Origin of the sequence: Pseudomonas putida NBRC 14164, from assembly GCF_000412675.1 — a bacterium.
GTDB classification, from domain to species: domain Bacteria; phylum Pseudomonadota; class Gammaproteobacteria; order Pseudomonadales; family Pseudomonadaceae; genus Aquipseudomonas; species Aquipseudomonas putida.
In genome coordinates this window covers 4,564,770-4,591,424 of sequence record NC_021505.1, presented here as the reverse complement: position 1 = coordinate 4,591,424, position 26,655 = coordinate 4,564,770, and the positions used below count along the sequence as shown (strand labels likewise).

General features: G+C 64.2%; 21 protein-coding genes. 14 read left to right on the top strand and 7 right to left on the bottom strand.

The features are described from left to right. The first annotated feature begins 58 nt into the window (after positions 1–58). From PP4_RS20310 to PP4_RS20285, 6 genes are all read left to right on the top strand, one after another. Positions 59–2,569, top strand: coding sequence for a CS1-pili formation C-terminal domain-containing protein (locus PP4_RS20310; RefSeq protein WP_016501038.1), 2,511 nt, complete (start codon positions 59–61; stop codon positions 2,567–2,569). A 116-nt stretch (positions 2,570–2,685) separates the two neighbouring features. Next, positions 2,686–3,420 carry a fimbrial biogenesis chaperone gene (locus tag PP4_RS20305; protein WP_016501037.1) on the top strand — a complete coding sequence of 245 codons (735 nt, stop codon included), beginning with the start codon at positions 2,686–2,688 and terminating at the stop codon, positions 3,418–3,420. Next, on the top strand, positions 3,417–4,613 hold the full coding sequence (locus tag PP4_RS20300; protein WP_016501036.1) for a hypothetical protein: 1,197 nt from the start codon (positions 3,417–3,419) through the stop codon (positions 4,611–4,613). The genes PP4_RS20305 and PP4_RS20300 overlap by 4 nt, the downstream gene beginning before the upstream one ends. A 29-nt stretch (positions 4,614–4,642) precedes the next feature. Beyond that, entirely contained in the window at positions 4,643–5,269 is a 627-nt protein-coding gene (locus tag PP4_RS20295) for a response regulator transcription factor (protein ID WP_016501035.1), read from the top strand. A 9-nt stretch (positions 5,270–5,278) separates the two neighbouring features. Continuing rightward, positions 5,279–8,548, top strand: a complete 3,270-nt coding sequence (locus PP4_RS20290; RefSeq protein WP_016501034.1) for a transporter substrate-binding domain-containing protein — start codon at positions 5,279–5,281, stop codon at positions 8,546–8,548. 41 nt (positions 8,549–8,589) lie between these two features. Beyond that, positions 8,590–9,399 carry an SDR family oxidoreductase gene (locus PP4_RS20285; protein ID WP_016501033.1) on the top strand — a complete coding sequence of 270 codons (810 nt, stop codon included), beginning with the start codon at positions 8,590–8,592 and terminating at the stop codon, positions 9,397–9,399. 153 nt (positions 9,400–9,552) lie between these two features. On the opposite strand, the gene PP4_RS27610 is transcribed toward PP4_RS20285, so the two are convergent. After that, positions 9,553–9,705 (bottom strand): DUF3309 family protein, encoded by a 153-nt coding sequence (locus tag PP4_RS27610; RefSeq protein WP_003252624.1) that lies wholly within the window; start codon positions 9,703–9,705, stop codon positions 9,553–9,555. A gap of 290 nt (positions 9,706–9,995) precedes the next feature. On the opposite strand from PP4_RS27610, the gene csrA reads away from it, so the two are divergent. Continuing rightward, complete coding sequence (gene csrA / locus PP4_RS20275; RefSeq protein ID WP_016501032.1) at positions 9,996–10,175, top strand: carbon storage regulator CsrA; 180 nt, start codon at positions 9,996–9,998, stop codon at positions 10,173–10,175. 52 nt (positions 10,176–10,227) lie between these two features. Here the strand turns inward: csrA and PP4_RS20270 are convergent, their stop codons facing one another. The 5 genes from PP4_RS20270 to mnmC form a co-directional block, all read right to left on the bottom strand. Next, entirely contained in the window at positions 10,228–10,455 is a 228-nt protein-coding gene (locus PP4_RS20270; protein WP_016501031.1) for a YheU family protein, read from the bottom strand. Positions 10,456–10,539: 84 nt separating this feature from the next. Further along, positions 10,540–11,724, bottom strand: coding sequence for an osmoprotectant NAGGN system M42 family peptidase (locus PP4_RS20265; protein WP_003252630.1), 1,185 nt, complete (start codon positions 11,722–11,724; stop codon positions 10,540–10,542). 124 nt (positions 11,725–11,848) lie between these two features. Next, positions 11,849–13,594 (bottom strand): N-acetylglutaminylglutamine synthetase, encoded by a 1,746-nt coding sequence (gene ngg, locus PP4_RS20260; RefSeq protein ID WP_016501030.1) that lies wholly within the window; start codon positions 13,592–13,594, stop codon positions 11,849–11,851. Between the two features lie 3 nt (positions 13,595–13,597). Continuing rightward, a complete protein-coding gene (locus tag PP4_RS20255; protein ID WP_016501029.1) occupies positions 13,598–15,385 on the bottom strand; it encodes an N-acetylglutaminylglutamine amidotransferase in 1,788 nt (595 codons plus the stop codon). Positions 15,386–15,613: 228 nt separating this feature from the next. After that, complete coding sequence (gene mnmC, locus PP4_RS20250; protein WP_016501028.1) at positions 15,614–17,578, bottom strand: bifunctional tRNA (5-methylaminomethyl-2-thiouridine)(34)-methyltransferase MnmD/FAD-dependent 5-carboxymethylaminomethyl-2-thiouridine(34) oxidoreductase MnmC; 1,965 nt, start codon at positions 17,576–17,578, stop codon at positions 15,614–15,616. A gap of 136 nt (positions 17,579–17,714) precedes the next feature. On the opposite strand from mnmC, the gene pap reads away from it, so the two are divergent. Both pap and PP4_RS20240 read left to right on the top strand, forming a co-directional pair. Further along, positions 17,715–19,208 (top strand): polyphosphate:AMP phosphotransferase, encoded by a 1,494-nt coding sequence (gene pap / locus PP4_RS20245; protein ID WP_016501027.1) that lies wholly within the window; start codon positions 17,715–17,717, stop codon positions 19,206–19,208. A gap of 252 nt (positions 19,209–19,460) precedes the next feature. Beyond that, on the top strand, positions 19,461–20,423 hold the full coding sequence (locus tag PP4_RS20240) for a DMT family transporter (protein WP_016501026.1): 963 nt from the start codon (positions 19,461–19,463) through the stop codon (positions 20,421–20,423). Between the two features lie 177 nt (positions 20,424–20,600). Here the strand turns inward: PP4_RS20240 and PP4_RS20235 are convergent, their stop codons facing one another. After that, positions 20,601–21,995: a class II fumarate hydratase gene (locus PP4_RS20235; RefSeq protein WP_016501025.1), complete on the bottom strand. Its 1,395-nt coding sequence runs from the start codon at positions 21,993–21,995 to the stop codon at positions 20,601–20,603. Positions 21,996–22,149: 154 nt separating this feature from the next. Between PP4_RS20235 and PP4_RS20230 the strand changes: the two genes are divergently transcribed. The 5 genes from PP4_RS20230 to PP4_RS20210 all read left to right on the top strand — a co-directional run bounded on the left by PP4_RS20230 (position 22,150) and on the right by PP4_RS20210 (position 26,595). Beyond that, positions 22,150–22,674: a DUF2059 domain-containing protein gene (locus PP4_RS20230; RefSeq protein WP_016485344.1), complete on the top strand. Its 525-nt coding sequence runs from the start codon at positions 22,150–22,152 to the stop codon at positions 22,672–22,674. A gap of 10 nt (positions 22,675–22,684) precedes the next feature. Further along, positions 22,685–22,981 (top strand): BolA family protein, encoded by a 297-nt coding sequence (locus tag PP4_RS20225; RefSeq protein WP_016501024.1) that lies wholly within the window; start codon positions 22,685–22,687, stop codon positions 22,979–22,981. A 220-nt stretch (positions 22,982–23,201) separates the two neighbouring features. Then, complete coding sequence (gene trhO, locus PP4_RS20220; protein ID WP_016501023.1) at positions 23,202–24,134, top strand: oxygen-dependent tRNA uridine(34) hydroxylase TrhO; 933 nt, start codon at positions 23,202–23,204, stop codon at positions 24,132–24,134. 3 nt (positions 24,135–24,137) lie between these two features. Beyond that, entirely contained in the window at positions 24,138–24,770 is a 633-nt protein-coding gene (locus PP4_RS20215) for a DsbA family protein (protein ID WP_016501022.1), read from the top strand. Then, positions 24,763–26,595, top strand: a complete 1,833-nt coding sequence (locus tag PP4_RS20210; RefSeq protein WP_016501021.1) for an ABC transporter ATP-binding protein — start codon at positions 24,763–24,765, stop codon at positions 26,593–26,595. The genes PP4_RS20215 and PP4_RS20210 overlap by 8 nt, the downstream gene beginning before the upstream one ends. The last annotated feature ends 60 nt before the right edge of the window (positions 26,596–26,655 follow it).

The window sequence follows — 26,655 nt, the reverse complement described above, 5'->3', positions numbered from 1 at the left end:
TGTTCCTGCCCTCGGCGCTTGCCGCGGGGCGGGCAGGTATTGCCCGCAAGCGACGCCCATGACCCTACAATTTCCCCTTTCCGCGCTGTACCTGAGCTTGCCGTTGGCAGCCTGCCTGGCCGCAGTGCCAGTTACGGGCCACGCTGCGACCGCGGCGCTGGGTGGCATCGAAGGCCTGCCCAGTGAGTTCGAAGCGCACTTCTATGAAGTGCCGTTGGCCGTGAGGGTAGACCTGGACGGCCGCTATCTGGGTGATGCCATGGTCGTGCTCAGCCGGGATCAGCGCGTGCAACTGCTGGAATTCACCGAAACCGTCGACAGCCGTGAGCCAGAAAGCCTTAGGCGGCGCTGGCGCGAACGCCTGGTCGAAGGGCGCCCGCTGGGTGATTGCCAGGCTGACTGCCCAGATGGCCTGCGCGCAGTGCACTACAGCCTGGCCAATTCGCAGTTGTCACTGCTTACCGACCAGGTCGAAGCGTCAACGGCAGACGAGCGTTATCACCGGCTTCCCGAACAGGGCAGCTATGGCCTGCTGGTGCGTAACCAACTCAACCTGGTCAATGATGGCCGGGTCACCAGCGGCCGCTATGCATTGCAAGGGCAGGGCAGCCTGGGTAACTGGACGACCCTGGCCGATGGCCAGCTTGACCGTGGCAGCGACAGCCAACAGGGCACGCGCTACCGGGTTGATCAGTTGTACGGTGAGCGACTGGTGCAGGACCACTTTTATCGCCTGGGCTATTTCACCCCCAGTGCCCAAGGCCTGACCCGCCAACCACGGCTGATGGGTGCCAGCCCCGATACCACCCTGGGCCTGATGTTCGGCAGCAGCGACAGCCTGGCCACCGACAATGGCGCGCCCAGCGCGACGCCCATCTATGTCACGCCCAACCGCCCGGCCGTGGCAGAAATCTACCGCAACGGCGTACTGATCAATAGCCAGCCGGTGCAGCCCGGCCTGCAGACGCTGGACAGCAAAGTGTTGCCCGGTGGCATCTACGAAGTGGAAATCCGCCTGGTCGAGGACGGCCAGGTGACCTCGCGCAGCCAGGCATTCATCTACAAACCCGGCAACTGGCGCAGCACCGATGCCCCCTGGCGCTACAACCTGTACCTGGGGCGGCAGAGCAGCCTGTTGAGCAACTGGCAGCGTGACGCAGATGACAGCCTGGCGGCAGGCGTGCTGGCCAATTACCTGGTGCACCCACGGGCTATCCTCGGCGTCTCGGCGCAGCGCATCGACCAGACCCTGCAATACGGCACGTCGCTGGACTGGGATGTGCGCGACCGTTTCAAACTGTACGGCAACCTGTTCCAGGCCCAGGGCTACGGCAACGGCTACGACCTGCAAATGATCCACGCCGGTGAAAACAGCTCATTGGTGGCCAGCCAGAGCAGCACCTGGCTGACCCGCCCCGAGTCACTGCGTGATGACCGTCAGCCGAGCCGCTGGCAGGCGCGGCAAACCCAGACGTCGGTGTCTTACAACCATCGCCTCGACCCGCGCAATACCGCCAGCGTGCGTGTGTCGCACAGCAGTGGGGCCAGCGCCGGTACGGGGGTGGATTTGGGCTGGTCGTACTTCGGCCAGTTACTGGGGTCGCAGACCAACTGGCGCCTGTCGCTGTTCGACCGACCAGGCAACGCGGGTACCGGTGAGGCCCGCAGCCGCGGGGTCAACCTGAGCCTGAGCATGAGCCTGGGTGGCACGAGTGGGCGGCGCCTGTCGGCCAGCGTCGGCAGCCGTACAGCGCGCGATGGCGGGCGTGACCTCAATGCCGCGGTGGCCTATCAGCAGGACGTCGACCTGGGCCCGTTGCGCAGCGTTGGCCTGACCGCCAGCGCCGACCGCTATGGCGCCGGCCTGGGTGGCGACACGCAGTTCGAGAGCCAGCAGCTGCACGGTGATGCCTATTTCCAGCGGTCTTCCTACAACGGTGAGTTCAGCGGCGGCCTCAACCTGGAAAGCATGCTGGCTGTCGGGGCTGGCAAGGCGGCCGTGAGTGGCCAGTACCTGCCGCACCAGGCTGGGCTTATCGTCGATGTCGAAACCGATATCCAAGGTTTGAAACTACGCGCTGACGACCGCCATGGCGGTGCTGCCAATCTGCGGCCTGGGCGCAACCTGGTCCCGGTGGCCGCCTACAAGGCCGGCAATGTGCAATTCGACCTTGAAGGCGCGCAAGCCACCGCCGCGGTGATTCAGCCTTCCAGTGTGGACTACCACCTGAACCGTGGCGGCATTGGCTACCGGCAGCTGCGGGTATTGCGCACGCTGACTGTCATCGGCCGCCTGCTCGACAGCCAGGGTCGTCCGCTGCGGGGCGCGCAGGTGATCAACCACGCCAGTCGCAGTGTCAGTGAGGCCGATGGGTTCTTTGCGGTGGAAATGAGCGAGTCCACACCCAGCCTGGAAGTGCGTCAGCAAGGGCAGGTCGTATGCCTGCTGACGCTGAATCTTACGCAGCTGGTACGTGAAGACGATGTGCTGTTGGCCGGCGACCAGCGTTGCACGCCGGCAAGCCTGGCCAAAGCTGCTGATAACGGGGGTGAGCCTGTTGAGAGCTAGCTCAGGGTCAGTAACAGAGCCGCCTTACCGTCGTTGCAGACGGCTCCTACATATCCTGCGATTGCTCCCGGTTTACGGTATGCCAATCGCTGCACTTATCCAAGGAACCTTCAAACGTGAATATCCATCGTCTGCTTGCCCTGGCCTTTCTGGTTACCCCGCTGGCAGCCATTGGGGCGCCCGAGCTTAACGTCGGCGCGTTGTACGATTACCTGGATTCCGGCAAAAGCACCTTGCTCAAGCGGGTGCGCAATAGCGGTGATACCACGGCGTTCGTCAAGGTGAGTGTCGCTGAGCTGGTGTACGACAGCGATGGCAATGCCCGCGAGGTCGACACCGAAGGCCTGCCGTTGGAACAGCGCGGCCTGGTGGCCAGCCCGGCGCGGCTGATCGTGCCGGCGCAGGGCATGCAGGCGGTGCGCCTGGTGTACCGGGGGCAGCGCGATACAGAGCGCTATTTCCGCTTGCGCTTCGTCCCGGTACTGCCCGAGCTGGGTGATGGGTTCGCCGTGGACGAGGGAGAGGCCGAGCGTTACCGCAGTAGCCTGAAGGCTGGGGTCAACTTGCTGGCCGGTTACGGCACGTTGCTGTTCGTTCGGCCTGGCGAAACCCGGTTCCAGACGCCTGTGCAGCGCAAGGGCGGTAGCCTTACGGTCAGCAACCAGGGCAATGCCACTGTCGTGCTGGATCAGTTCCGGCAGTGCCAGGCGGCTGGCGTGGCCTGCGAGACTGCCACCAAACATCATGTGTTGCCGGGGCGGACACGGCAATTCGAAGGGCAGGCGGCCAAGGTTCATCAGTTTGAGTTGCATGAAGGCGAAGCGCGCAAGCGCATGGTGGTGGAAGGATGAGTAGCAGCACAGGGCGCTTGGCCCGCATCCGTCACTTGCGCGCCGGGCTGGTCGCAGGTTTGCTGGCATTCGCCCCCTTGGCCAGTGCGCTGGAGGTGACGCTTTCGGCGCAATACCGTGGCGGTGGGTCGGGGCGCTTCGAAAACACCACGCCGCCTGCTGAATTTTGCAGGGTCTGGGCTGGCCTGTGCGCCAGTACTGGCACCGTAAGCCTGCCAATTACCTACCAGAAGACAAGCATCAACCGTGCCCCTGACCTGCGTGATCGATATTTCGTGAAACTGCCGGGGCGTCGTGAAGTGGAGGTACGCCACCAACAGACGGGCGAGCCCAGGCAGATGACCTTCGAGGTGCGCTCCATCAGCCAGGAAGCTGTGCTGGGTAGCTCTTACAACCCCCTTAACGGCGGCGTCTCCGGCGGTTGTCGTGGTAAGAACTCCGTCGGCAACCAAAGCCGCTTCAGATACCACACCTCGTTGGTCAACCCGCAAAGTCCGACCCCATGTTTGATCAGCTACTCATGGGCGCCGGATGATCAGGTAGATACCACCACGGTACTGGATACGGGCATTTCCTTCGAGCTGGACATCCCCCCGCCGTATCGCCTGCGCGCCGGTATGTACCGCGGCAGCCTCACTTACACCATAGGCCCTGGGGGCGACTTTGATTTCGGCAACAACGTCACCGGCCTGAGCGGCGATACGTTGGTGATCAACTTCGAACTGGATGTGCAGCACGCTTTCATCTTCGAGTTCCCGCCTGGCTCGGAGCGCGCCGTGCTTGAGCCCAAGGGTGGCTGGCAGGCCTGGCTGGACGGTGGCCAGCCCCCCGGGCTCATCTACCGTGACCTGCCGTTCCGGCTATGGTCAACCGGCCCATTCAAAGCCTACAAGTTGTGCCAGCACTACACGGCAGGTACGTGCGGTATCCGTAACGACGCCAGCCATGAAGTGCCTGTGAACGTGGCCATCACCTTGCCCGGAGGTATCGAGCACCAGGGCCGGCCGGTTCAGCAACTGGCGTTGCCGAGCGGGCAGGCGGCTGCGTTAGCGTTCGAATCGGCGATGCCCACGCTCAATCGCCCTGGCCAGTTGCGTTTCCAGGTGGAGCGCAACGACGTGCAGGCCATGCTCCGATACCCTGGCGCCACCTATGCCGGCCAGGTCACCGTGGTTTTCGACGCTGAGCTTTAGCCCACCGCCATGATGCGCGAGGTTAACCTATGTACAAAGTCGTGGTGGTTGACGACCATCCGTTCATCCGGGCCACCGTGTGCATGCTGCTGCGCAAGGAACGGCTCGATGTCGTCGGCCAGGCAGACAATGGTATTGACGCGGTGCGGCTGGCGCGTGAGTTGGCGCCGGACCTGGTCATCCTCGATATCGCCATGCCCGGGCTCGATGGCCTTGAGGTAATCGCCCGCATCAAGGCCATGACGCAGCCGCCCAAGGTTCTGGTGCTGACGTCGCAATTGCCCCAGGCCTATTCGCTACGCTGCATGCAGGCCGGTGCAATGGGCTTCGTGGCCAAGACCGATGAGCTGGACGAACTTGGCAAGGCGGTGCGCGCAACGTTGTCGGGTTATACCTACTTCCCTGAAGTGGTGCTGAGTTCGGTGCACAAGCAGGACCTCAAGTTCACAGACGCGCAATGCATCGCCTCACTGACCGACCGTGAGCTGATGATCTTGCAGCAGCTCGCCCGCGGGCTGAGCAACAAGGCGATCGGCGAAGCCATGCTGCTGAGCAACAAGACCATCAGCACCTATAAAACCCGGCTCATGGAAAAACTTCGGGTCAACTCGTTGATCGACCTGGCGGACTTCGCCCGTCGCAATGCGCTCATCTAGTCGCTACCCGTGCCAATCCGCGTCCTGCTGCTGTGGCTGCTGTATTGCCTGAACCCGCTACCCGCTTTCTGCGCACCGCAGCTCTACACCCGGGGCGTGGAAACGGGCCCTGCGCTGGCGCTGGCCCCCGCCGACCTGCGCTGGTTGTGGGAGAAGCGCCATCTGAACCTGGGGGTAGTCGGCCGCGACAACCCGCCCTTCGACATGCTCGGCACCGGCCACGCCTACGAAGGCATCAGCGCCGAGTACGCCAGTGTGCTGGCCGAGAAGCTAGGCCTGGAGGTCCGTCTGCGGCTATTCGAGTCCTACGACGCTGCCTTCTCGGCCCTGCGCAAGGGTAGTGTCGACCTGGTCAGCTCGGTAACAGCACAGCAGGCGGAGGAAGCCAAGCTGCGGCTGTCCAGCCCGTACATCGTTGACCAGCCATTGCTGCTGGCCAGTGAGCGGTTCGTCAGTGGTAACAGCGCAAGCCCGCGGCTGCTGGCGGTTGAGGGGTATCGACCGTTGGCCCTGCTTCAGCACACCTATCCCAACGCACGGATCCAGCTGCACCCCACCCCCTACAGCGCCTTGGCGGCGTTACAGCTTGGCGAAGCCGAGTTGTTTCTAGGCAATGCCCTGAGCAGCCGCTATCTGTTGGCCCGAGGGCAACTGCCAGGCCTGGAATGGGTCGATCAGCCCGATTTTGCAGCCCAGCCCATGGGATTTGCCATGCTCGGGGACCGCGGCACATTACCCAGGTTGGTCGATGCCGTGCTGCAAGGCCTGACCGAACAGCAACATGCCCGCATTCGCGGACACTGGAGCCCACAGCCTGCCAGCCCGGTCAAACCCGGCCTGGTTGAACTCAGCGAAGCGCAGCAGCGCTGGATAGCGGAAAACCCCGTGGTCAAGGTGTTGCTCGGTGAGCACCAACTACCGTTGAGCTACCGCGATGAGCATGGCCAGTTGCGCGGCTTGAGCATGGACTTGCTGCAACGCATCAGCCGCCTCACTGGCTTGCACTTCGAAGTGCACGGGGGTACAGACACACAGCACATGATCGAGCAAGTGCGCCAGGGCCAGGCCGAACTGATTGCCGGGCTTGGGTACAGCCCGGCACACGCCAGGCAACTGCGTTTCAGCCGCAGTTTTCTAAGCTTGCCGCTGGTGCTGGTAACGCGTAACGAGACGGTGGCCCCCAGCAGCCTGGCGCAGCTCGGCAGGCGGTCGCTGGCGCTGGTACGTGGCAGCGCCCAGGCGCAGACGCTGGCCAAGTCATACCCGGGTATCCGTCAGCGGCTCGTGCCTCATCCATTGGCTGCGCTGCAGGCGCTGGAGCAAGGCAAGGCAGGCGCCGCCGTGCTGCCACTGGACCAGGCATGCTCGCTGGTTGCACGTCACTTCCCCGGCAGGCTGCGTATCGCTGCCAGCCTGGCGTTGCCACCGGTGCACTTCGCCTTTGCCAGTAGCCATGGCGACGAAGAGCTGCTGGGTATTCTCGACAAAGCCTTGCTCGCGCTGCCCCCGGCAGAAATGGAGAGCATGCTGCGACGCTGGCGTAACCCGATGATCGTTGGCGACGGGCTATGGCGCCGTTATGGCGGGCGCATGCTGGCGGGCATCGCCTTGGCATGCAGCCTTCTGTTGCTGGCCCTGCTGTGGGTTCGCTACCTGCGGCGGATGCAGGTGCAATTGCATCGTGCAAAGCGCGAGGCCGAGGCGGCCAACCAGGCCAAGACGCAGTTTCTCGCGGCCATGAGCCATGAAATCCGCACGCCTCTGCATGCCGTGCTGGGCATGCTGGAGCTTGCCCGACGCAAGGCAGGGCAGGGCGAACTGGACCATCTGGCCATCGAAGTAGCGGCGGATGCCGCTATCGGGCTGCAGGAGTTGATCGGCGATGTACTCGACATCACACGCATCGAAACCGGCCAGTTGCAGCTGGCACTGGTGCCGGTGAGCCTGCGCGAGCAAGTCGCCCGGGTGGTTCAGTTGTTCGAGCAACAGGCACGCGGCAAGGGGCTGGCCCTGGACATGGTGTGCAAGGGGGCAGTGGAAAACTGGGTGATGCTGGACCCGGTGCGTTTCAAGCAGGTCCTGGCCAACCTGGTCAGCAATGCAATCAAGTTCACCGCGCAGGGCAAGGTCCTGGTCAGCCTGAATATGCAGGCTGCAGCCGGGCGGGCAAGTGTATTGCTCGAAGTCGCAGACACTGGCATAGGCATTGCCCAGGCCGAGCTGGAAAGCCTCGGGCAGCCTTTTCGCCAGGCCAGCAATCAGCGCCAGTCGCCACGCAGCAGTGCCGGGCTGGGGCTGGGGATCAGCCGCAGCTTGTGTGAAATGCTTGGCGGGCAATTACGCTTGCACAGCGTGCTGGGCCAAGGGACGCGGATTGAAATCCGCCTGGACCTGGCGCTGGCAGCGCGGCCGGTGCAGGCCAGGCCGGCAACGCCGCAGGGCAACCCTGCCAGGCTGGCTGCCCTGCGCGTGCTGGTGGTCGATGACTACCCGGCCAACCGCTTGCTACTCGCGCACCAGTTGGCGTTTCTCGGTCACCAGGTACAGGTTGCCGAAGATGGCGATCAAGCCTTGCGCCTCTGGTTGCAGCAAACGTTCGACGTCGTCATCAGCGATTGCAACATGCCCAGGCTTGGCGGTTTTGCCCTGGCCCGGGCAATCCGCGAACACGAACGCCGCCGGGCCAGGCCGCGCTGTCGGGTGGTGGGGCTCACCGCCAGTGCCCTGCAAGAGGAGCGCCGTCGCGCGGGGCTTGCGGGTATGGACCACTGCCTGTTCAAGCCGCTGAACCTGGATACCCTCATGCAAACGTTGCAAGCTTTCCAGTACGTCACCTGCGAGCCAGACGAACATTTGCCTGCCGTTGATCTTGCCCATTTGCGTAAGCTGGTATGCGATGACCGGGCTGTGCTGGTGGCACTGCTAGCCGATCTGGCCAGCAGTAACCTGGCGGATCTGGCGCAGCTCAGATACTCGAGCGACAACCCCTCGGCGCTCGTTGAAGTGGCGCACAGGGTGAAAGGCGGCGCACGCATTGTGCGGGCACAAGCGTTGGTCGCGTCATGTGAGCGGCTTGAAGCCCAGTGTATGCGACGGCCGGCGGATGCGTCACAGGTTCGCCAGGCAGCCAGAGCGCTGGAGGAGACCATGCTGCGCCTGGACCGCTGGCTTGCCAGCTACCTCGCGGAGCATGCCCCGCAGCGCGAAGGGGTACCGACCACACAGTCATGTCTGCCCATTCACTACCCTGATGAACCCTGCCAGCCCCCCAGGCCTTGATTAGACTCGCTGCACTACCTGCCAGAACAAGGCCAGCCACCATGCATAACCGCATCATGATCACCGGCGCCGGGTCCGGCCTCGGTCGCGAGATCGCCCTGCGCTGGGCGCGCGAGGGCTGGCGCCTGGCGCTGGCCGATGTCAACGAAAACGGCCTGCGCGAAACCCTGGAACTGGCCCGTGCCGCCGGCGGCGAAGGCTTCATCCAGCGCTGCGATGTGCGTGATTACAGCCAGCTCACTGCCCTGGCCCAGGCATGCACCGAGCAGTTCGGGGGCATCGACGTGATCGTCAACAACGCTGGCGTTGCGTCTGGCGGATTTTTTGCTGAACTGTCCCTGGAAGACTGGGACTGGCAGATCGCGGTCAACCTGATGGGCGTGGTCAAGGGCTGCAAGGCCTTTTTGCCGCTGCTGGAGCGCAGCAAGGGCCGGATCATCAATGTTGCATCGATGGCCGCACTGATGCAGGGCCCTGGCATGAGCAACTACAACGTCGCCAAGGCTGGCGTGCTGGCGCTTTCGGAAAGCCTGCTGGTGGAGTTACGCCAGCTGGAGGTGTCGGTGCACGTGGTGTGCCCGTCGTTCTTCCAGACCAACCTGCTGGACTCGTTTCGCGGACCGAACCCGGCGATGAAGGCGCAGGTGGGCAAGCTGCTGGAGGGTTCGCCGATCAGCGCCGCCGACATTGCCGGGTACATTCACCAGCAGGTCGCCGCGGGCGAGTTCCTGATTCTGCCCCACGAGGCCGGGCGCCAGGCTTGGCAGCTGAAATGCCAGGCGCCTGAGCGGCTGTATGACGAGATGGCCGATATGGCGGTGAAGATGCGCGCAAAGGCCCCTTCGCGATGAAGGGGCTGTAGAAGCATTGACCGGGCAGGGTGGTGCAAGCCTGCGCCCGACAAGACCTAGGTCGCTGATGCGCTAAACCGCAGCACTCAAGAACGCCCCGACTGGCGGGGCGTTCTCATTTCAGCGGTCGCCTGAAGTGGCTGTCCGCATCGGTCATATCATCCCGAGCAACAGTAAGACCAGCAGAATCACCAATACCACGCCGATAATGCCGGACGGGCCATAGCCCCAGCTACGCGAGTGGGGGAAGACCGGTAAGCCACCGATCAGCAGCAGAATCAGGATGATGATAAGGATCGTGGTCATGGTGGAGTCCTTGCGTGGTTAAGGGGCAAGGGCCTCGAACTGCAGGCCTCTTGTTAAATCGGACCGGCGCCGCTTGCGAAAGATTCCATCGGTGTACCGCTTGTTCCGGCCGCTTCGCAGCACAATGCCGATAAGCCGGTGAAAGTGCGCGCCAAGCCTGTTCGCGAGGAATAGTCTGTAGGGGAAGTTACCCCGAAATGTAGGGCTCTTCTGAATTGCAGTGGAACTATTGAGTAGCCGAATGCCTGGCAGGCAGTCTCCGGTTTTCCCTTTGGCAAGAGGATCGGAACATGTTGGTAATCGGGCGTGAAGTGGGGGAAATCATCGTGATTGACGACAACATCCGCATCATGGTGGTGGATGTCCGGGAGGGCGTGGTGCGTTTTGGCGTGGACGCCCCGCGCTCGGTGCAGGTGCACCGGGCCGAGGTCTACAAGCGCATCAAGGAGGCCAAGCAAGGCGAGGCCTGATGTTGCCTTCAGCATCCCTGCGCAGTCTTGCCCGCGAAGGGGGCCGGGCCTGCTAGTCGAGCAGCTCGCGAGGCACATCATGCTTGGCCAGCAACTGGCACTGCTGGCTTTCCGGATCGAACAGGATGAATGCCTGGCCTTTGGCCAACGCCTGGCGCACCCGCAGTACGCGAGTCTCCAGCGGGGTATCGTCGCCATTGTCGGTGCCATCGCGGGTGACGAAGTCTTCGATCAGCAGGGTCAGGGTTTCGGCTTGCAGTTGGTCGTAGGGGATCAGCATGGTGGGTCGTTTCTGAAGTAAGTGTGGCAATGCTACGCGAAACGTTCGGGAATTGGGGGGCTGCCAGGCAGCCCCCCAAGGCCATCAGCCTTTATTGCCGACCAGGCTGTCCACCGCAGGCACCCGCGTGTCGCTTTCCATCTGTGCATCGTGCTCCAGCTGGTGGCTGAACCTTTCCAGCGAGGCATTGGCCGGCTGCGAGTCGCTGGCAAACACTGGCGGGCTCAACAAGTACGCCGACAGCAACCGGCTCAACGCCGCAAGGCTGTCGATGTGCGTGCGTTCGTAGCCATGGGTGGCGTCGCAACCAAATGCCACTAGTGCGGTGCGGATGTCATGCCCCGCGGTCACCGCCGAATGGGCATCGCTGAAGTAATAGCGGAACAGGTCACGGCGCACCGGCAAGTCGTGGTCGCCGGCCAGCTTCAGCAAATGCCGGGACAGGTGGTAGTCGTAAGGCCCGGACGAGTCCTGCATGGCCACGCTTACCGCATGCTCGCTGGACGCTTGGCCAGGTGCCACCGGGGCGATGTCGATGCCGACGAACTCGCTGACATCCCAAGGCAGGGCGCCGGCTGCGCCAGAGCCGGTTTCCTCGGTGATGGTGAACAGCGGGTGGCAGTCGATCAGTGGCTGGCGACCGCTTTCCACCACAGCCTTCAGTGCCGCCAGCAATGCCGCTACACCGGCCTTGTCGTCCAGGTGACGGGCGCTGATATGGCCGCTTTCGGTAAACTCTGGCAATGGGTCGAAGGCGACAAAGTCACCAATGCTGATCCCCAGTGCCTCACAGTCGGCGCGGGTGGCGCAGTAGGCATCCAGGCGCACTTCCACATGCTCCCAGCTTACCGGCATCTGATCGATGGCGGTATTGAAGGCATGCCCGCTGGCCATCAGCGGTAGCACGCTGCCACGGAACACGCCGGTATCGGTGAATACACTGACACGGCTACCTTCGGCAAAGCGGCTGGACCAGCAACCCACCGGTGCCAGCGCCAGGCGGCCGTTGTCCTGCAACTGGCGCACGCTGGCGCCGATCGTGTCCAGGTGGGCCGACACGGCGCGGTCGGGGGATGTCTGGCGGCCCTTGAGGGTGGCGCGAATGGTGCCGCGGCGGGTCAGCTCGAAGGGTATGCCCAGCTCGTCCAGGCGTTCGGCCACGTAGCGCACGATGGTGTCGGTGAAACCGGTGGGGCTGGGGATGGCCAGCATCTCCAGCAGCACACGTTTGAGGTAGTCGAGATCGGGTTCGGGGAGTCGTTCGGACATGAGTACTCCTTAGAGTTGCGTTGACTTCTTCGCGGGCACGCCCGCGCCCACAGGGACCCCACAAGCCTCAGGTACTGTGCCGGGCCTGTGGGAGCGGGCGCGCCCGCGAAGAGGCCATCAGCGGTTACGTCAACGGCCGGCTATGCGGAAACAGCAGGTCGATAAAGCGCTCGGCCGTTGGCTGGGGTTCATGGTTGGCCAGGCCGGCACGTTCGTTGGCTTCGATGATCACGTACTCCGGCTGCCCGGCATCGCGCACCATGAAGTCCAGCCCGACCACAGGAATTTCCAGCGCCCGTGCAGCGCGCACGGCAGCGTCCGCCAGCACCGGGTGCAGGCGTTCGGTCACATCCTCCAGAGTGCCACCGGTGTGCAGGTTGGCGGTGCGTCGCACGGCCAGGCGCTGGCTGGCAGGCAACACATCGTCATAGCCAAACCCCGCGGCGCGCAGGGTGCGCTCGGTTTCGTCGTCCAGCGGAATGCGGCTTTCGCCGCCGGTGGCAGCCTGGCGCCGACGGCTCTGGGCTTCGATCAACTGGCGCACGCTGTGTTTGCCATCGCCCAGCACCTGTGCCGGGTGGCGGATGGCTGCGGCCACCACTTCGTAGCCGATCACCACGATGCGCAGGTCCAGCCCGGCATGGAAGCTTTCCAGCAGCACGCGGCTGTCGAACTGGCGAGCGTGCGCCACGGCGCGGGTGATGTCATCGATGCAGGTCAGGTTAACCGCCACGCCCTGGCCTTGCTCGCCGTCGACCGGCTTGACCACCACCGCGCCATGTTCGTCGAGAAACGCCAAGTTGTCATCGGCATTACCCGCCAGCTGTTGCGCCGGCACCTGCAGCCCGGCATTGCCCAGGGCGTGTTGGGTCAGGCGCTTGTCCTGGCACAGGGTCATGGTCACGGCACTGGTCAGGTCGCTGAGCGATTCACGGCAGCGAATGCGTCGCCCGCCCAGGCTTAAGGTGAACAGACCGCCAGCGGCGTCATCCACCTGCACCTCGATGCCGCGGCGCCGGGCCTCATCGACAATGATGCGGGCGTAGGGGTTGAGGTCCGCCTGCGGCCCGGGGCCAAGAAACAACTGCTCGTTGATGCCGTTCTTGCGCTTGACCGCAAAGGTGGGCAGGTTGCGAAAACCCAGCTTTTCATACAGGCGCTTGGCCTGGCGGTTGTCGTGCAGCACCGACAGGTCGAGGTAAGCCAGGCCACGGCTCATGAAGTGCTCGATCAGGTGACGCACCAGCACCTCGCCCACGCCGGGGCGGGTGCAGTGCGGGTCCACCGCCAGGCACCACAGACTGCTGCCGTGTTCCGGGTCGTCGAACGCCTTGGCATGGTTCAGGCCCATGACGCTGCCGATCACCGCGCCGCTGTCTTCGTCCTCGGCCAGCCAATACACCGGTCCGCCCAAGTGCCGGGGCGTAAGCAGTTCGGCGTCGACCGGCAGCATGCCGCGGGCCTGGTACAGGGTGTTGATCGCCTGCCAGTCGGCGGGGTTCTGCGCCCGGCGCACGCGGAAACCGCGGAACACCCGCTGCGCTGGCCGGTAGTCGGTAAACCATAGACGCAGGGTGTCGGACGGGTCGAGGAACAGTTGCTGCGGGGCCTGGGCCAACAACTGCTGCGGCGCGGCCACGTACAGGGCGATGTCGCGCTCGCCGGGGCTTTCGTCCAGCAGCGCCTCGGCCAGGCTGGCCGGGTCGGGGTAGGTATGGCCGATCAGCAGCCGGCCCCAGCCGCAGTGCACGGCACGCGGCTGGTCGTGGGGCAGGCTGCCGTCGCCGGCCAGGCGCGCCTGCAGGCGCTCGTAGGACGGCGCCTGGCCGCGCAGCAGGCGCTGACCGTATGCGATTTCATGGGCTTTCATCGGTCAGATTCCCTGTTCGCTCAGCCACAGGTTCAGCGCCGCCAGCTGCCACAGCTTGGAGCCGCGCAGCGGGGTGAGCTGGCCGTGCGGGTTGCTCAGCAGGCGGTCGAGCATGGCCGGGTTGAACAGCCCACGGTCCTGGCTGGGGTCGGTCAGCAGCTCACGCACCCAGCCCAGGGTGGCGCCTTCAAGGTGCTTGAGGCCCGGCACCGGGAAGTAGCCCTTCTTGCGGTCGATCACCTCATGCGGGATCACCCGTCGCGCCGCCTGCTTGAGCACCTGCTTGCCGCCATCGGGCAGCTTGAAGCGCGCCGGAATACGCGCCGACAGCTCCACCAGGCGGTAATCGAGGAATGGCGTACGTGCCTCCAGGCCCCAGGCCATGGTCATGTTGTCCACTCGCTTGACCGGGTCATCAACCAACATCACCGTGCTGTCCAGGCGCAGGGCTTTGTCCACCGCATCGCGGGCACCGGGGCGGGCGAAGTGCTCGCGCACGAAGTCGCCGGCCGCGTCGGTTTCAAGCGCCCAGGGCGCCTGCACGGTGTCGCGGTATTCGGCGTGGCTGCGGTCGAAGAATGCATCGCGGTAAGCCGCAAAGGCGTCATCGGCGCCGTCCACCTGCGGGTACCAGTGATAACCGGCGAACAGCTCGTCGGCGCCCTGGCCGCTTTGCACGCCCTTGCAGTGCTTGGCCACTTCCCGCGACAACAGGTAGAAGGCGATGCAGTCGTGGCTGACCATTGGCTCGCTCATGGCGCGGAATGCCGCTGGCAGCTGGTCGATGATCTCGTGTTCGGCGATGCGCAGCTGGTGGTGGCGGGTGCCGTAGTGCTTGGCGATCAGGTCGGAATACTGGAACTCGTCGCCACGTTCGCCACCGGCATCTTCAAAACCGATGGAGAAGGTCGACAGGTCGTCCACGCCCGCTTCGCGCAGCAGACCGACCAGCAGGCTGGAGTCGACACCACCGGACAGCAGCACGCCGACGTCGACGGCCGCGCGTTGGCGGATGGCCACGGCGTCGCGGGTGGCGTCGAGCACGCGGGTGGTCCAGCCTTCCAGGTCCAGCTCACGCTCATCCGGGTTGGCACCGTATTTCAGCTGCCACCAGGTCTGGCGCTCGACCTCGCCATGGCGGTCGATGCGCATCCAGGTGCCGGGCTCCAGCTTTTGCACGTTGGCCAGCAGGGTACGTGGTGCCGGCACCACGGCATGGAAGTTCAGGTAATGGTTGAGCGCCACCGGGTCGAGCATCGGGTCGATGTCGCCGCCCTTGAGCAGCGCTGGCAGGGTCGAGGCAAAACGCAGGCGCTCGCTGTTGCGCGACAGGTACAGGGGCTTTACGCCCAGGCGGTCGCGGGCCAGGAACAGGCGCTGGTTGTCGCGCTCCCAGATGGCCAGGGCGAACATGCCGTTGAGCTTGGGCAGCAAGGCCGCGCCCCAGGCGTGGTAGCCCTTGAGCAGCACCTCGGTGTCGCCGTCGGACCAGAAGCTGTAGCCCAGGTCTTGCAGCTCTTGGCGCAGTTCGGGGAAGTTGTAGATGGCACCGTTGAACGCCAGTGACAGGCCCAAGGTGTTGTCGACCATCGGCTGCGCCGAGCCGTCGGACAAGTCCATGATTTTCAGGCGCCGGTGGCCGAGGGCAATAGGGCCTTGGCTATGGAAGCCCCACGCATCCGGGCCGCGAGGCGCGAGGTGATGCGTTATGCGCTCTACCGCAGCCAGGTCGGCTGGGCGAGGGGCCTGGTCGATGGGGGTGAAACGCAACTCTCCTGCTAATCCGCACATAAGTCCTTACCGGTTTTTCCGTTGGGGAGGGGGTGCCCAGGATTAGGGCACCTTAAGGAACTGACCGATGTGCTTTTTGAGAGTTTTAGAACGATTTGTTATATGCGGCCGCTGTGCGGCCAATCGCCGGCAAGCCAGCTCCCACGGGTCACCTCAGGCCTGATGCCTTGCGCGGTCCCTGTGGGAGCTGGCTTGCCGGCGATTGGCTGCGCAGCAGCCCCCGGCCGATTACTTCCCCCGAATCAGCTTACGCAAGGCAAACCGGTTCGGATGACACGCCTCTGCCACTGCCCGGGGCAACGGCAGCGGTTCACCACACACCCAGGCCGCCACCAGCTCGCCACTGAGCGGCGCCGTGATCAACCCGCGCGACCCATGTCCGCTGTTCACATACAACCCATCCAGCCAAGGGCAGGCTACATCCGGCACTTGCCGGGCATCCCTGCCCAACACCGCATACGCCTCGGCAAACGCCTGTGCATCAGCTACCGGCCCCACGATCGGCAGGTAATCCGGGCTGGTGCAACGGAACGCCGCGCGCCCCTGCAACTGCTCAGGGGCTAACTCGGCCGTGCCCAATCGCTGGGCCAGATCGACGGAAATCTCGTCCAGCAACGCCAGGTTGCCCTGGTGCTCGGCCAGCGTCGGCGCCAAGTCTTCGCTGTGGAAATCAAAGCTTGCGCCCAGGGTATGTTCATCACCGCGCGGCGGCGCCACGTAGCCCTCCGCACACACCACGGTGCGCAGCGCCCGACTGCCGGCGGTGGCGGGCAAGCGGGTAATCTGCCCCCGGATACGCTTGAGCGGCAGTTGCGCGCAAGGCTCGAAGCGCCTTACTTCGGCGGCACCGGCCAGAATCACCACGGGCGCGCTGGCAATCAGGCAGTCACCCGCCCAGGCCTGCCACTGCTGGTCGACCTTGCGCAGCTCCAGCACTTCCTGATGGGTGACCAGCCGAGTCCCTGGGTGCTGCAGCTGTTGCTGGCACAACGCAGGTGGGTGCACCCAGCCGCCTTCGGGGTAGAACAACCCGCCGGCCGGCAAGGCCACCCCGGCGATGGCTTCGGCGTCGGCGCGCTCCAGTGCGTGCAGCAAATCGTGGTCGAAGGCGGCGGCCAGCTTGCCTTGGCGCTCAGCTTCCTTGTTGTCGAAGGCCAGTTGCAGCACGCCGCAGGCATCCCAGTCGCGGCCACGCTGCAGGCGTTCAAGCTGGCGCCGGGTGTAGCCGAAACCGGACAGGATCATCTGTGAAAGTGCGGTGCCATGGGCGGACAGCTTGAGGTACAGCACCCCCTGCGGATTGCCCGAAGCTTCCTGGGCCGGCGCTTCGTGGCGCTCCAGCACGGTGACCTGCCAGCCCCGCCGGGCCAGGCTGGCAGCGGTTGTGCTGCCGGCCAGCCCGGCACCGATCACCAGTGCCTCGCGTGGCCCCTGTGAAGGGGCGGGGCGCGCGTACCAAGGTGCGCCTGGGGCTGGCAGGGGGCCGACGTAGGCGCCGCTCATCACCTCCCACTTCTTGCCGATGCCTGGCACCTTCTTCATGGCGAAACCGGCTTCGACCAGGCTGCGGCGCACCCAGCCGGTGGTGGTGAAGGTGCCCAGCACAGTGCCCGGGTGCGATAACCGCGCCAGCTGCGCGAACAGCTCTGGTGTCCACATGTCGGGGTTCTTGGCGGGGGCGAAGCCATCGAGGAACCACACATCGATCTGCGCATCGAGTTGTGGCAGCTGCTCGAGCACGTCGCCGATCAGCAGGGTCAGGGTGACCCGGCCATTGGCGAAGGTGAATTGCTGAAAGCCCGGGTGCACCGCCACATATTGTTCCAGCAGGGGCTCGGTGTAGGCTGCAAGTTCAGGCCACAGGCGCACGGCGCGGGCCATGTCGTCGTGGCCGAGGGGGTATTTCTCGACACTCACGAAGTGCAGGCGTGCGTCGCTGTGGGCGTGCTGGTCAAACAGTTGCCAGGCGCAGAAAAAATTCATGCCGGTGCCAAAACCGGTTTCGCCAATCACCATGCAGCTGTGCGGCGTCAGGTTGGCAAAGCGCTCGGCCAGGCGGGTCTGGCCGAGGAATACGTGTTTGGTTTCTTCGATGCCTTCGTTGACCGCGAAATAGACGTCGTCATATTGCCGCGAGTGGGGGCGGCCCTGGTCGTCCCAGTCGATCTGGGCGTGCTGGAGGAGGGTGGACATGGTTGGCTCGGTTGCAGCGGATGGCGGGATTTTATGCCATCCGGGTTACCTGTGGGAGCGCGTTCAAGCGCGAACAGGTCAGTACAGGCATAAATGAAATCCGCTAGTCTTGCTTATCCATTGAAGGAGCCAGTGCATGTTCGAATCCGCCGAAATCGGCCACAGCATCGACAAGGAGGCTTACGACGCCGAGGTGCCCGCTTTGCGCGAGGCCCTGCTCGAAGCCCAGTACGAACTCAAGCAGCAGGCGCGCTTCCCGGTGATCGTGCTGATCAACGGCATCGAAGGCGCTGGCAAGGGTGAGACGGTAAAGCTGCTCAACGAGTGGATGGACCCGCGCATGATCGATGTGCTCACCTTCGACCAGCAGACCGACGAAGAGCTGGCACGGCCGCCCGCCTGGCGTTACTGGCGGGCTTTGCCACCCAAGGGGCGAATGGGCGTGTTCTTTGGCAACTGGTACAGCCAGATGCTGCAGGGGCGGGTGCACGGGGTGTTCAAGGATGCCGTGCTCGATCAGGCCATCATGGGCGCCGAGCGCCTGGAGCAGATGCTGTGCGATGAAGGTGCGCTGATCATCAAGTTCTGGTTCCACCTGTCCAAGAAGCAGATGAAGGCACGGCTGAAATCGCTCAAGGACGACCCGCTGCACAGCTGGAAGATCAGCCCGCTGGACTGGCAGCAGTCGCAAACCTACGACCGCTTCGTGCGCTTTGGCGAGCGCGTGCTGCGCCGCACCAGCCGCGACTATGCGCCGTGGCATATCGTCGAAGGGGTAGACCCGAACTACCGTAGCCTGGCGGTGGGGCGCATCCTGCTGGACAGCCTGCAAGCCGCGCTGGCCAACAACCCCAAGGGCAAGCACCAGGGCAATGTCGCCCCGCTGGGCCGCAGCATCGACGACCGCAGCCTGCTCGGCGCCCTGGACATGACGTTGCGCCTGGACAAGGCTGACTATCAGGAGCAGTTGGTCACCGAACAGGCCCGCCTGGCCGGCCTGCTGCGCGACAAGCGCATGCGCCGGCACGCCTTGGTGGCGGTGTTCGAAGGCAACGATGCTGCCGGCAAGGGCAGTGCCATCCGCCGCGTGGCCGCAGCGCTGGACCCGCGCCAGTACCGCATCGTGCCGATTGCCGCGCCCACTGAAGAAGAGCGGGCGCAGCCCTACCTGTGGCGGTTCTGGCGGCATATTCCGGCACGCGGCAAGTTCACCATCTTCGACCGTTCCTGGTATGGCCGGGTGCTGGTGGAACGGGTTGAGGGCTTTTGCAGCCCGGCCGACTGGATGCGTGCCTACAGCGAGATCAACGACTTTGAGGAGCAGTTGGTGAACGCCGGCGTGGTGGTGGTGAAGTTCTGGCTGGCGATCGACCAGCAGACCCAGCTGGAGCGTTTTCAGGAGCGTGAGCAGATCCCGTTCAAGCGCTACAAGATCACCGAGGACGACTGGCGCAACCGCGACAAGTGGGACGAGTATGCCCAGGCGGTGGGCGACATGGTCGACCGCACCAGCAGCGAGATTGCACCCTGGACGCTGGTGGAGGCCAACGACAAGCGCTGGGCGCGGGTCAAGGTGCTGCGCACCATCAACCAGGCGCTTGAGGCGGCGTTTGCCAAGCACAAGAAATAGCTGAAGGTGATGTTGCCTGTGCTGGCCCTTTCGCGGGCACGCCCGCTCCCACAGGTTCGCCACAGGGCTGAATGTTGTGGGGTCCCTGTGGGAGCGGGCGTGCCCGCGAAAGGGCCAGAACAGCCAGCAAACCTGCCAGCCATGCCCTACAAGAATGACTTGATGAATTCTTTTCTCGGCACGCTTCCCCGTCACTGCCCTCCAAGCCCGTAGAATCCACCAACCCCCACCACGGGCTTGAACGAGGACGCTATGCACACCACTTCCGGCCGCTGGAGCTATGGCCTGTTCCTGGCACTTCTGACCGCATTGCTCTGGGGCATCTTGCCGATCAAGCTCAAGCAGGTACTGCAAGTGGTCGACCCGATCACCGTCACCTGGTACCGCCTGCTGGTTTCCGGTGGCCTGCTGTTCGCCTGGCTGGCAGCCAGGCGGCGCTTGCCGTCGTTCACCCGGCTGGCGCCGAAGGGCAAGGGCCTGGTCGTAGTGGCGGTGCTTGGCCTGATGGGCAACTACGTGCTGTACCTGATCGGCCTCAACCTGCTTAGCCCCGGCACGGCGCAACTGGTGGTGCAGGTCGGCCCGGTGCTGTTGCTGGTGGCCAGTGTGTTCGTGTTCCGCGAACGCTTCAGCCTGGGGCAGGGCGTGGGCCTGGTGATTCTGCTGGCGGGTTTTGGCCTGTTCTTCAACCAGCGCCTCGAAGAGCTGCTGACTTCATTGGGCACCTACACCACCGGCGTGCTGACCATTCTGCTGGCCACCAGCATCTGGGTGTTCTACGCCCTCAGCCAGAAGCAACTGCTGACCGTGTGGCATTCACAGCAGGTGATGATGGTGATCTACCTCAGTTGTGCTGCGCTGCTCACGCCTTGGGTACACCCGCTTGAGGCGTTGCAACTGACCCCGGTGCAGGGCTGGCTGCTGCTGGCCTGCTGCCTGAATACCCTGGTGGCTTACGGCGCATTTGCCGAGGCGCTGGCGCACTGGGAGGCGTCGCGGGTGAGTGCCACCCTGGCGTTGACACCGCTGGTGACCTTTGTTGCGGTGGCACTCGCGGCACTGGTGTGGCCGGAGTATGTGCACGCCGAGGACATCAATGCCCTGGGCTATGTAGGGGCGGTGACCGTGGTGTCCGGCTCGGCGCTGGTAGCGCTGGGGCCATCGCTGGTGGCCAGTTGGCGCGCGAGGCGTGCGCGGTTGGCCCAGGTTCAGTGATCGCTTGCTCCGGCCCTATCGCCGGCAAGCCAGCTCCCACAGGATCACCACAGGCCTGAAAGAGGTGGGGCCCCTGTGGAAGTTGGCTTCCCACAGGATCACCACAGGCCTGAATGTTGTGCGATCCCTGTGGGAGCTGGCTTGCCGGCGATAGGGCCGGGGCAGGCAATAAAGAGCTCAGCCCTTGCCACCCGGTGCCAGCATGTTCTCCGGCCGCACCCACTGGTCGAACTGCTCATTGGTCAGGTACTTCAACTCCAGCGCAGCCTCGCGCAAGGTCTTGCCTTCGCTGTAAGCCTTCTTGGCAATTTCCGCCGCCTTGTCATAGCCGATATGCGGGTTCAACGCCGTCACCAGCATCAAGCCCCGCTCCAGGTGCGCGGCCATTTGCTCGGCATCGGGCTCGATGCCCGCCACGCAGTGCAACTGGAAGTTGCGGCAGCCATCGGCCAGCAGTTCGATCGACTGCAACAGGTTGTGGATGATCACCGGCTTGAACACGTTCAGCTGCAGATGCCCCTGGCTAGCGGCAAAACCGATGGCGGCATCGTTGCCCAGCACCTGGCAAGCCAGCATCGACAGCGCCTCGCACTGGGTAGGGTTAACCTTGCCGGGCATGATCGAACTGCCCGGTTCGTTGGCCGGCAGGCGCACTTCGGCAAAGCCTGCGCGTGGGCCGGAGCCCAGCAGGCGCAAGTCGTTGGCGATTTTCATCAGCGCCACTGCCAGGGTTTTCAAGGCGCCTGCCAGGCTGGTCAGCGGTTCATGGCCGGCCAGCGCCGCGAACTTGTTTGGCGCCGTCACAAACGGCAGGCCGGACTCCGCCGCCAACTCGGCAGCGATGGCTTCGGCAAAACCATGCGGGGCATTCAGCCCGGTGCCAACCGCGGTGCCGCCCTGGGCCAGTTCGCATACCGCCGGCAGGGTGGCGCGGATGGCGCGCTGGGCATAGTCGAGCTGGGCGACGAAGGCGGACACCTCCTGGCCGAAAGTGATCGGCGTGGCGTCCATCATGTGCGTGCGGCCGGTCTTCACCAGCTTTTGGTGGCGGGCCGACAGCTCGGCAAGCCCCGACGACAGTTCGGCGACTGCCGGCAGCAGCTGCTCGTGCACCGCCTGCGCCGCAGCGATGTGCATGGCTGTGGGGAAGCAGTCGTTGGAGCTCTGCGAGCGGTTGACGTGGTCGTTGGGGTGTACTGGCGCTTTGCCGCCACGGCCTTTGCCGGCCAGTTCGTTGGCGCGCCCGGCGATCACTTCGTTGACGTTCATGTTGCTTTGCGTGCCGCTGCCGGTCTGCCACACGACCAACGGGAACTGGTCGTCGTGCTGGCCATCGAGCACTTCGTCGGCGGCTTGTTCGATCAGCCGGGCGATGTCGGCCGGCAGGTCGCCGTTGCGGTCGTTGACACGTGCCGCGGCTTTCTTGATCAGCGCCAGGGCGTGCAGCACCGCGAGAGGCATGCGTTCCTTGCCAATGGCGAAATTGATCAGCGAACGCTGGGTTTGCGCACCCCAGTAGGCGCCATCAGGAACTTCGACCGGGCCCAGGCTGTCTGTCTCGATACGGCTCATTCTGTACTCACTCCTGTGTAGTTCGAAATCGCAGTTTAGGCCTTGATTCGACCGAGCGGTTCCGTCGCTCGTCGTGCCACTTGAGCACATCGCCACCACGGCGCAGAATGCTCTACTCTGAGGTACCCGCCTCCCTCTTCTTGAAGGAAATGCAATGACCCGTCTCCGTGTCCTTTGTGCCGCCGTTGCCCTGGCTTGCGCCAGCGGCCAGGTGCTCGCTGCCACCGCCAGCCACAACGCTGCTGCCGAGAAATTCCTGACCCTGGCCAACGCCGACAAGCTGGGCACCCCGGTGTACATGCAGGTCCAACAGATGTTCGCCCAGCGCTTCGCTCAAACCAAGGCCCCGGCCGCCAAACAGCCAGTGCTGGAAAGCTACCAGGCCAAAGCCAACGCCGCGCTGGACAACGCCATCGGCTGGAACAAGCTGAAGCCGAAGATGGTCGACCTGTACACCCAGACCTTCACCGAGCAAGAGCTGAAAGACCTGGTCAAGTTCTATGAATCGCCGCTGGGCAAGAAAGTCCTGCGTGAAATGCCCAAGGTTACCCAGCAGTCGGCCCAGCTGACCCAGCAGAGCCTGGAGCCAGCAGTGCCGGTGGTGAACAAGCTGCTGGAAGACATGACCAAGGAACTGGACCCTAACGCTGGCAAGGCTGCCGTCCCTGCCAAGAAGTGAGCACGCCGCAATGACCATGCAACAGCGCATTGAACAACAGCTGGGCGCCCTGGCGCCGCAGCACCTGCAAGTGCTCGACGAAAGCCACATGCACAGTCGTGGTCAGGAGACCCACTACAAGGCAGTGATCGTCAGCGAGCAGTTTGCCGGGTTGAACAGCGTCAAGCGCCACCAGAAGGTGTACGCCACCATGGGTGAGCTGATGGGCCAGATCCATGCCCTGGCCATTCATACCTACACCGCCGAAGAGTGGGCCAAGGTCGGCGTGGCGCCGGCCTCGCCGGTGTGCGCCGGCGGCGGGCACTGAAACCTTTTTGTCGTTCTGGTAGAATCCGTACCATCCAAGGGGGCCGCTGTGCGGCCCATTCGCGGCACAAGGCCGCTCCTACAGGGATTGCACCGCCCGTTGGGTTGTGTATTTCCCTGTAGGAGCGGCCTTGTGCCGCGAATGGGGCGCAAAGCGCCCCCTGCTTTTTGTCAAACCCGGTCCGCCCCTTACGAGGGCAACCACCTGGAGAACCCGCTTCATGTCACAACCTATCGTCGTCGCGGCGCTGTACAAGTTCGTCACCCTGCAAGACTACGTCGAGCTGCGCGAGCCGCTGCTCAAGGCCATGCTCGACAATGACGTCAAAGGCACCCTGCTGCTGGCCCACGAAGGCATCAACGGCACCGTGTCGGCTACCCGCGAAGGCATCGACGGCCTGCTGGCCTGGCTGCGCAACGACCCGCGCCTGGCTGATGTCGACCATAAAGAGTCGTACTGCGACGAGCAGCCGTTCTACCGCACGAAGGTCAAGCTCAAGAAAGAGATCGTCACCCTCGGCGTGCCGGGCGTTGATCCGAACCAGGCGGTCGGCACCTATGTCGAGCCCAAGGACTGGAACGCGCTTATCAGCGACCCGGAAGTGCTGCTGATCGATACCCGCAACGACTACGAAGTGGCCATCGGCACCTTCAAGGGCGCGATGGACCCGAAGACCGAAACCTTCCGCGAGTTCCCGGAGTACATCAAGGCCAACTTCGACCCCAGCAAGCACAAGAAAGTGGCCATGTTCTGCACCGGCGGCATTCGTTGCGAAAAAGCCTCCAGCTACATGCTCGGTGAAGGCTTCGAGGCGGTCTATCATCTTAAGGGTGGCGTGCTGAAGTACTTCGAGGAAGTGCCTCAGGAAGAAAGCCTGTGGGACGGCGACTGCTTCGTCTTCGACAACCGCGTCACGGTGCGCCATGACCTGAGCGAAGGCGAGTACGACCAGTGCCACGCCTGCCGCCACCCGATCAATGCAGAGGAGCGCGCGTCCGAGCACTATTCGCCAGGTGTCAGCTGCCCGCATTGCTGGGACACCCTGAGCGAGAAAACCCGGCGCAGTGCCATCGACCGGCAGAAGCAGATCGAGCTGGCCAAGGCCCGCAACCTGCCGCACCCGATCGGTTACAACTACAAAGCCGAGGCCTGATGAATGTCTGCACGCCTGATTTATGTGATGGACCCGATGTGCTCCTGGTGCTGGGGTTTCGCGCCGGTAGCCGCCGCCCTGATCGCCCAGGCGCGTGAGGCGGGCGTTGTCACCCGCGTGGTGCCGGGCGGGCTGCGCACCGGCGGCAGCGCCCTGGACAGCTCCACCCGCAAGTACATCCTCGAACACTGGCAGGCGGTGGCCGACGCCACCGGCCAGCCATTTCGTTTCGAAGGGGCCATGCCTGAGGGCTTCGTCTACGACACCGAGCCGGCCTGCCGCGCCCTGGTCACTGCCCGTGAGCTGGACGCCGAACGCGTCTGGCCGCTGCTGGCGCTGATCCAGCGTTCGTTCTACGAGCAGGGCGTGGACGTGACCACGGCGCCGCAGCTGGTCGAGCTGGCCTCGCAGTGCGGCTTCGACCGCACCGTGTTTGCCGAAACCTTCGCCCGCGCCGATACCCGCGCCGCCACCGCAGCCGATTTCAGCTGGGCCCAGGACCTGGGTATTGCCGGCTTTCCGACCCTGCTTGCCGAGCGCAATGGCCAACTGGCCCTGCTGACCAACGGCTACCAGCCGCTGGATCGCCTGCAACCCTTGCTCGGCCGCTGGCTGCAGCAGGCCGCCTGTGCTTGATGTGCCTGGGTCACCCGACCCGGTGCCGGGCAAGCCTCACGCTGCGGGCGATCGACTGAGCTGGGCGGAAATCCGCCGCCTGGCCCTGCATCACAAGAAGAACCTCTGGTCTGCCAACTGCATCGCCGTGCTGGCGGCTTGCTGCAGTGTGCCCATTCCGTTGCTGCTGCCCCTGTTGGTGGACGAAGTACTGCTCGGTCATGGCGATGCTGCGCTGAAGTGGATGAACCACCTGCTGCCCTCCAACTGGCAGGTGGCAGCCGGCTATATCGGGCTGATGCTGGCGCTTACCCTGTGCCTGCGCCTGGCTGCCCTGGCGTTCAACGTGATCCAGGCCAAGCTGTTTGCCGGGTTGGCCAAGGATATCGTCTACCGCCTGCGTATCCGCCTGATCGAGCGGCTCAAGCGCATTTCGCTGAAGGAATACGAAAGCCTGGGCAGTGGCACGGTAACCACCCACCTGGTCACCGACCTGGACACCCTCGACAAGTTCGTGGGCGAAACCCTCAGCCGCTTCCTGGTGGCCATGCTGACCCTGACCGGCACAGCGGCGATCCTGATCTGGATGCACTGGCAGCTGGCCTTGCTGATCTTGCTGTTCAACCCGCTGGTGATCTATTTCACCGTGCAGCTGGGCAAACGCGTCAAACACCTGAAAAAGCTTGAGAACGACAGCACCGCGCGCTTTACCCAGGCGCTGACGGAAACCCTCGATGCCATCCAGGAAATCCGTGCCAGCAACCGCCAGGGCTACTTCCTTGGCCGTTTGGGGCTGCGCGCCCGCGAAGTGCGTGACTACGCCGTTGATTCGCAGTGGAAAAGCGATGCCAGTGGACGTGCCAGTGGCTTGTTGTTCCAGTTCGGCATCGATATCTTCCGCGCCGCAGCCATGCTGACCGTACTGTTCTCCGATTTGTCGATCGGCCAGATGCTGGCGGTGTTCAGCTACCTGTGGTTCATGATCGGGCCGGTGGAGCAACTGCTCAACCTGCAATATGCCTACTACGCCGCCGGCGGTGCGCTGAGCCGCCTCAACGAGCTGCTGGCGCGCGATGACGAACCGCAGTACCCGGCCGCCAGTGACCCGTTCGCCGGCCGTGAGACGGTGGGCATCGAAGTGCGCGACTTGCGCTTTGCCTATGCCGACGAGCCGGTGCTGGAAAACCTCGACCTGTCTATCGCTCCGGGCGAAAAGGTGGCGATTGTCGGCGCCAGTGGTGGCGGCAAGAGCACCCTGGTGCAACTGCTGCTGGGCCTTTACAGCGCCCAGGCCGGGACCATCCGCTTTGGCGGTGCCAGCCTGCAGGAAATCGGCCTGGAAACCCTGCGCGAAAACGTCGCGGTGGTGTTGCAGCACCCGTCGTTGTTCAATGACACCGTACGCGCCAACCTGACCATGGGCCGCGACAGCAGCGACGACGCCTGCTGGCAGGCGCTGCGCATCGCCCAGCTGGACGCCACCATCGCCGCCTTGCCGCAGGGCCTGGACAGTGTGGTGGGGCGCTCCGGCGTGCGCTTGTCTGGCGGGCAGCGGCAGCGCCTGGCCATCGCCCGCATGGTGCTGGCCGAGCCCAAGGTGGTCATCCTCGACGAAGCCACCTCGGCGTTGGACGCCGCCACCGAGTACAACCTGCACCTGGCCCTGGCGCGCTTCCTCAGCGGCCGCACCACGCTGATCATCGCCCACCGGCTGTCGGCGGTGAAGCAGGCCGACCGGGTGCTGGTGTTCGATGGCGGGCATGTAGCCGAAGATGGCGACCACCAGCAGCTGATTGCCGAGGGTGGGTTGTACGCCAAGCTTTATGGGCACTTGCAGCAAAGCTGAATTTCAGGTGCCTTGTGCCGTTGCTGTGGGAGCGGCCTTGCGTCGCGGCCCTTTCGCGAC

Bases quoted from the DNA above. Each gene is read 5' to 3' on its own strand.
- PP4_RS20310 (WP_016501038.1), top strand. From the start codon at position 59: ATGACCCTACAATTTCCCCTTTCCGCGCTGTACCTGAGCTTGCCGTTG.
- PP4_RS20300 (WP_016501036.1), top strand. From the start codon at position 3,417: ATGAGTAGCAGCACAGGGCGCTTGGCCCGCATCCGTCACTTGCGCGCC.
- PP4_RS20295 (WP_016501035.1), top strand. From the start codon at position 4,643: ATGTACAAAGTCGTGGTGGTTGACGACCATCCGTTCATCCGGGCCACC.
- PP4_RS20285 (WP_016501033.1), top strand. From the start codon at position 8,590: ATGCATAACCGCATCATGATCACCGGCGCCGGGTCCGGCCTCGGTCGC.
- PP4_RS27610 (WP_003252624.1), bottom strand. From the start codon at position 9,705: ATGACCACGATCCTTATCATCATCCTGATTCTGCTGCTGATCGGTGGC.
- csrA (WP_016501032.1), top strand. From the start codon at position 9,996: ATGTTGGTAATCGGGCGTGAAGTGGGGGAAATCATCGTGATTGACGAC.
- PP4_RS20270 (WP_016501031.1), bottom strand. From the start codon at position 10,455: ATGCTGATCCCCTACGACCAACTGCAAGCCGAAACCCTGACCCTGCTG.
- PP4_RS20265 (WP_003252630.1), bottom strand. From the start codon at position 11,724: ATGTCCGAACGACTCCCCGAACCCGATCTCGACTACCTCAAACGTGTG.
- ngg (WP_016501030.1), bottom strand. From the start codon at position 13,594: ATGAAAGCCCATGAAATCGCATACGGTCAGCGCCTGCTGCGCGGCCAG.
- PP4_RS20255 (WP_016501029.1), bottom strand. From the start codon at position 15,385: ATGTGCGGATTAGCAGGAGAGTTGCGTTTCACCCCCATCGACCAGGCC.
- mnmC (WP_016501028.1), bottom strand. From the start codon at position 17,578: ATGTCCACCCTCCTCCAGCACGCCCAGATCGACTGGGACGACCAGGGC.
- pap (WP_016501027.1), top strand. From the start codon at position 17,715: ATGTTCGAATCCGCCGAAATCGGCCACAGCATCGACAAGGAGGCTTAC.
- PP4_RS20240 (WP_016501026.1), top strand. From the start codon at position 19,461: ATGCACACCACTTCCGGCCGCTGGAGCTATGGCCTGTTCCTGGCACTT.
- PP4_RS20235 (WP_016501025.1), bottom strand. From the start codon at position 21,995: ATGAGCCGTATCGAGACAGACAGCCTGGGCCCGGTCGAAGTTCCTGAT.
- PP4_RS20230 (WP_016485344.1), top strand. From the start codon at position 22,150: ATGACCCGTCTCCGTGTCCTTTGTGCCGCCGTTGCCCTGGCTTGCGCC.
- PP4_RS20225 (WP_016501024.1), top strand. From the start codon at position 22,685: ATGACCATGCAACAGCGCATTGAACAACAGCTGGGCGCCCTGGCGCCG.
- trhO (WP_016501023.1), top strand. From the start codon at position 23,202: ATGTCACAACCTATCGTCGTCGCGGCGCTGTACAAGTTCGTCACCCTG.
- PP4_RS20215 (WP_016501022.1), top strand. From the start codon at position 24,138: ATGTCTGCACGCCTGATTTATGTGATGGACCCGATGTGCTCCTGGTGC.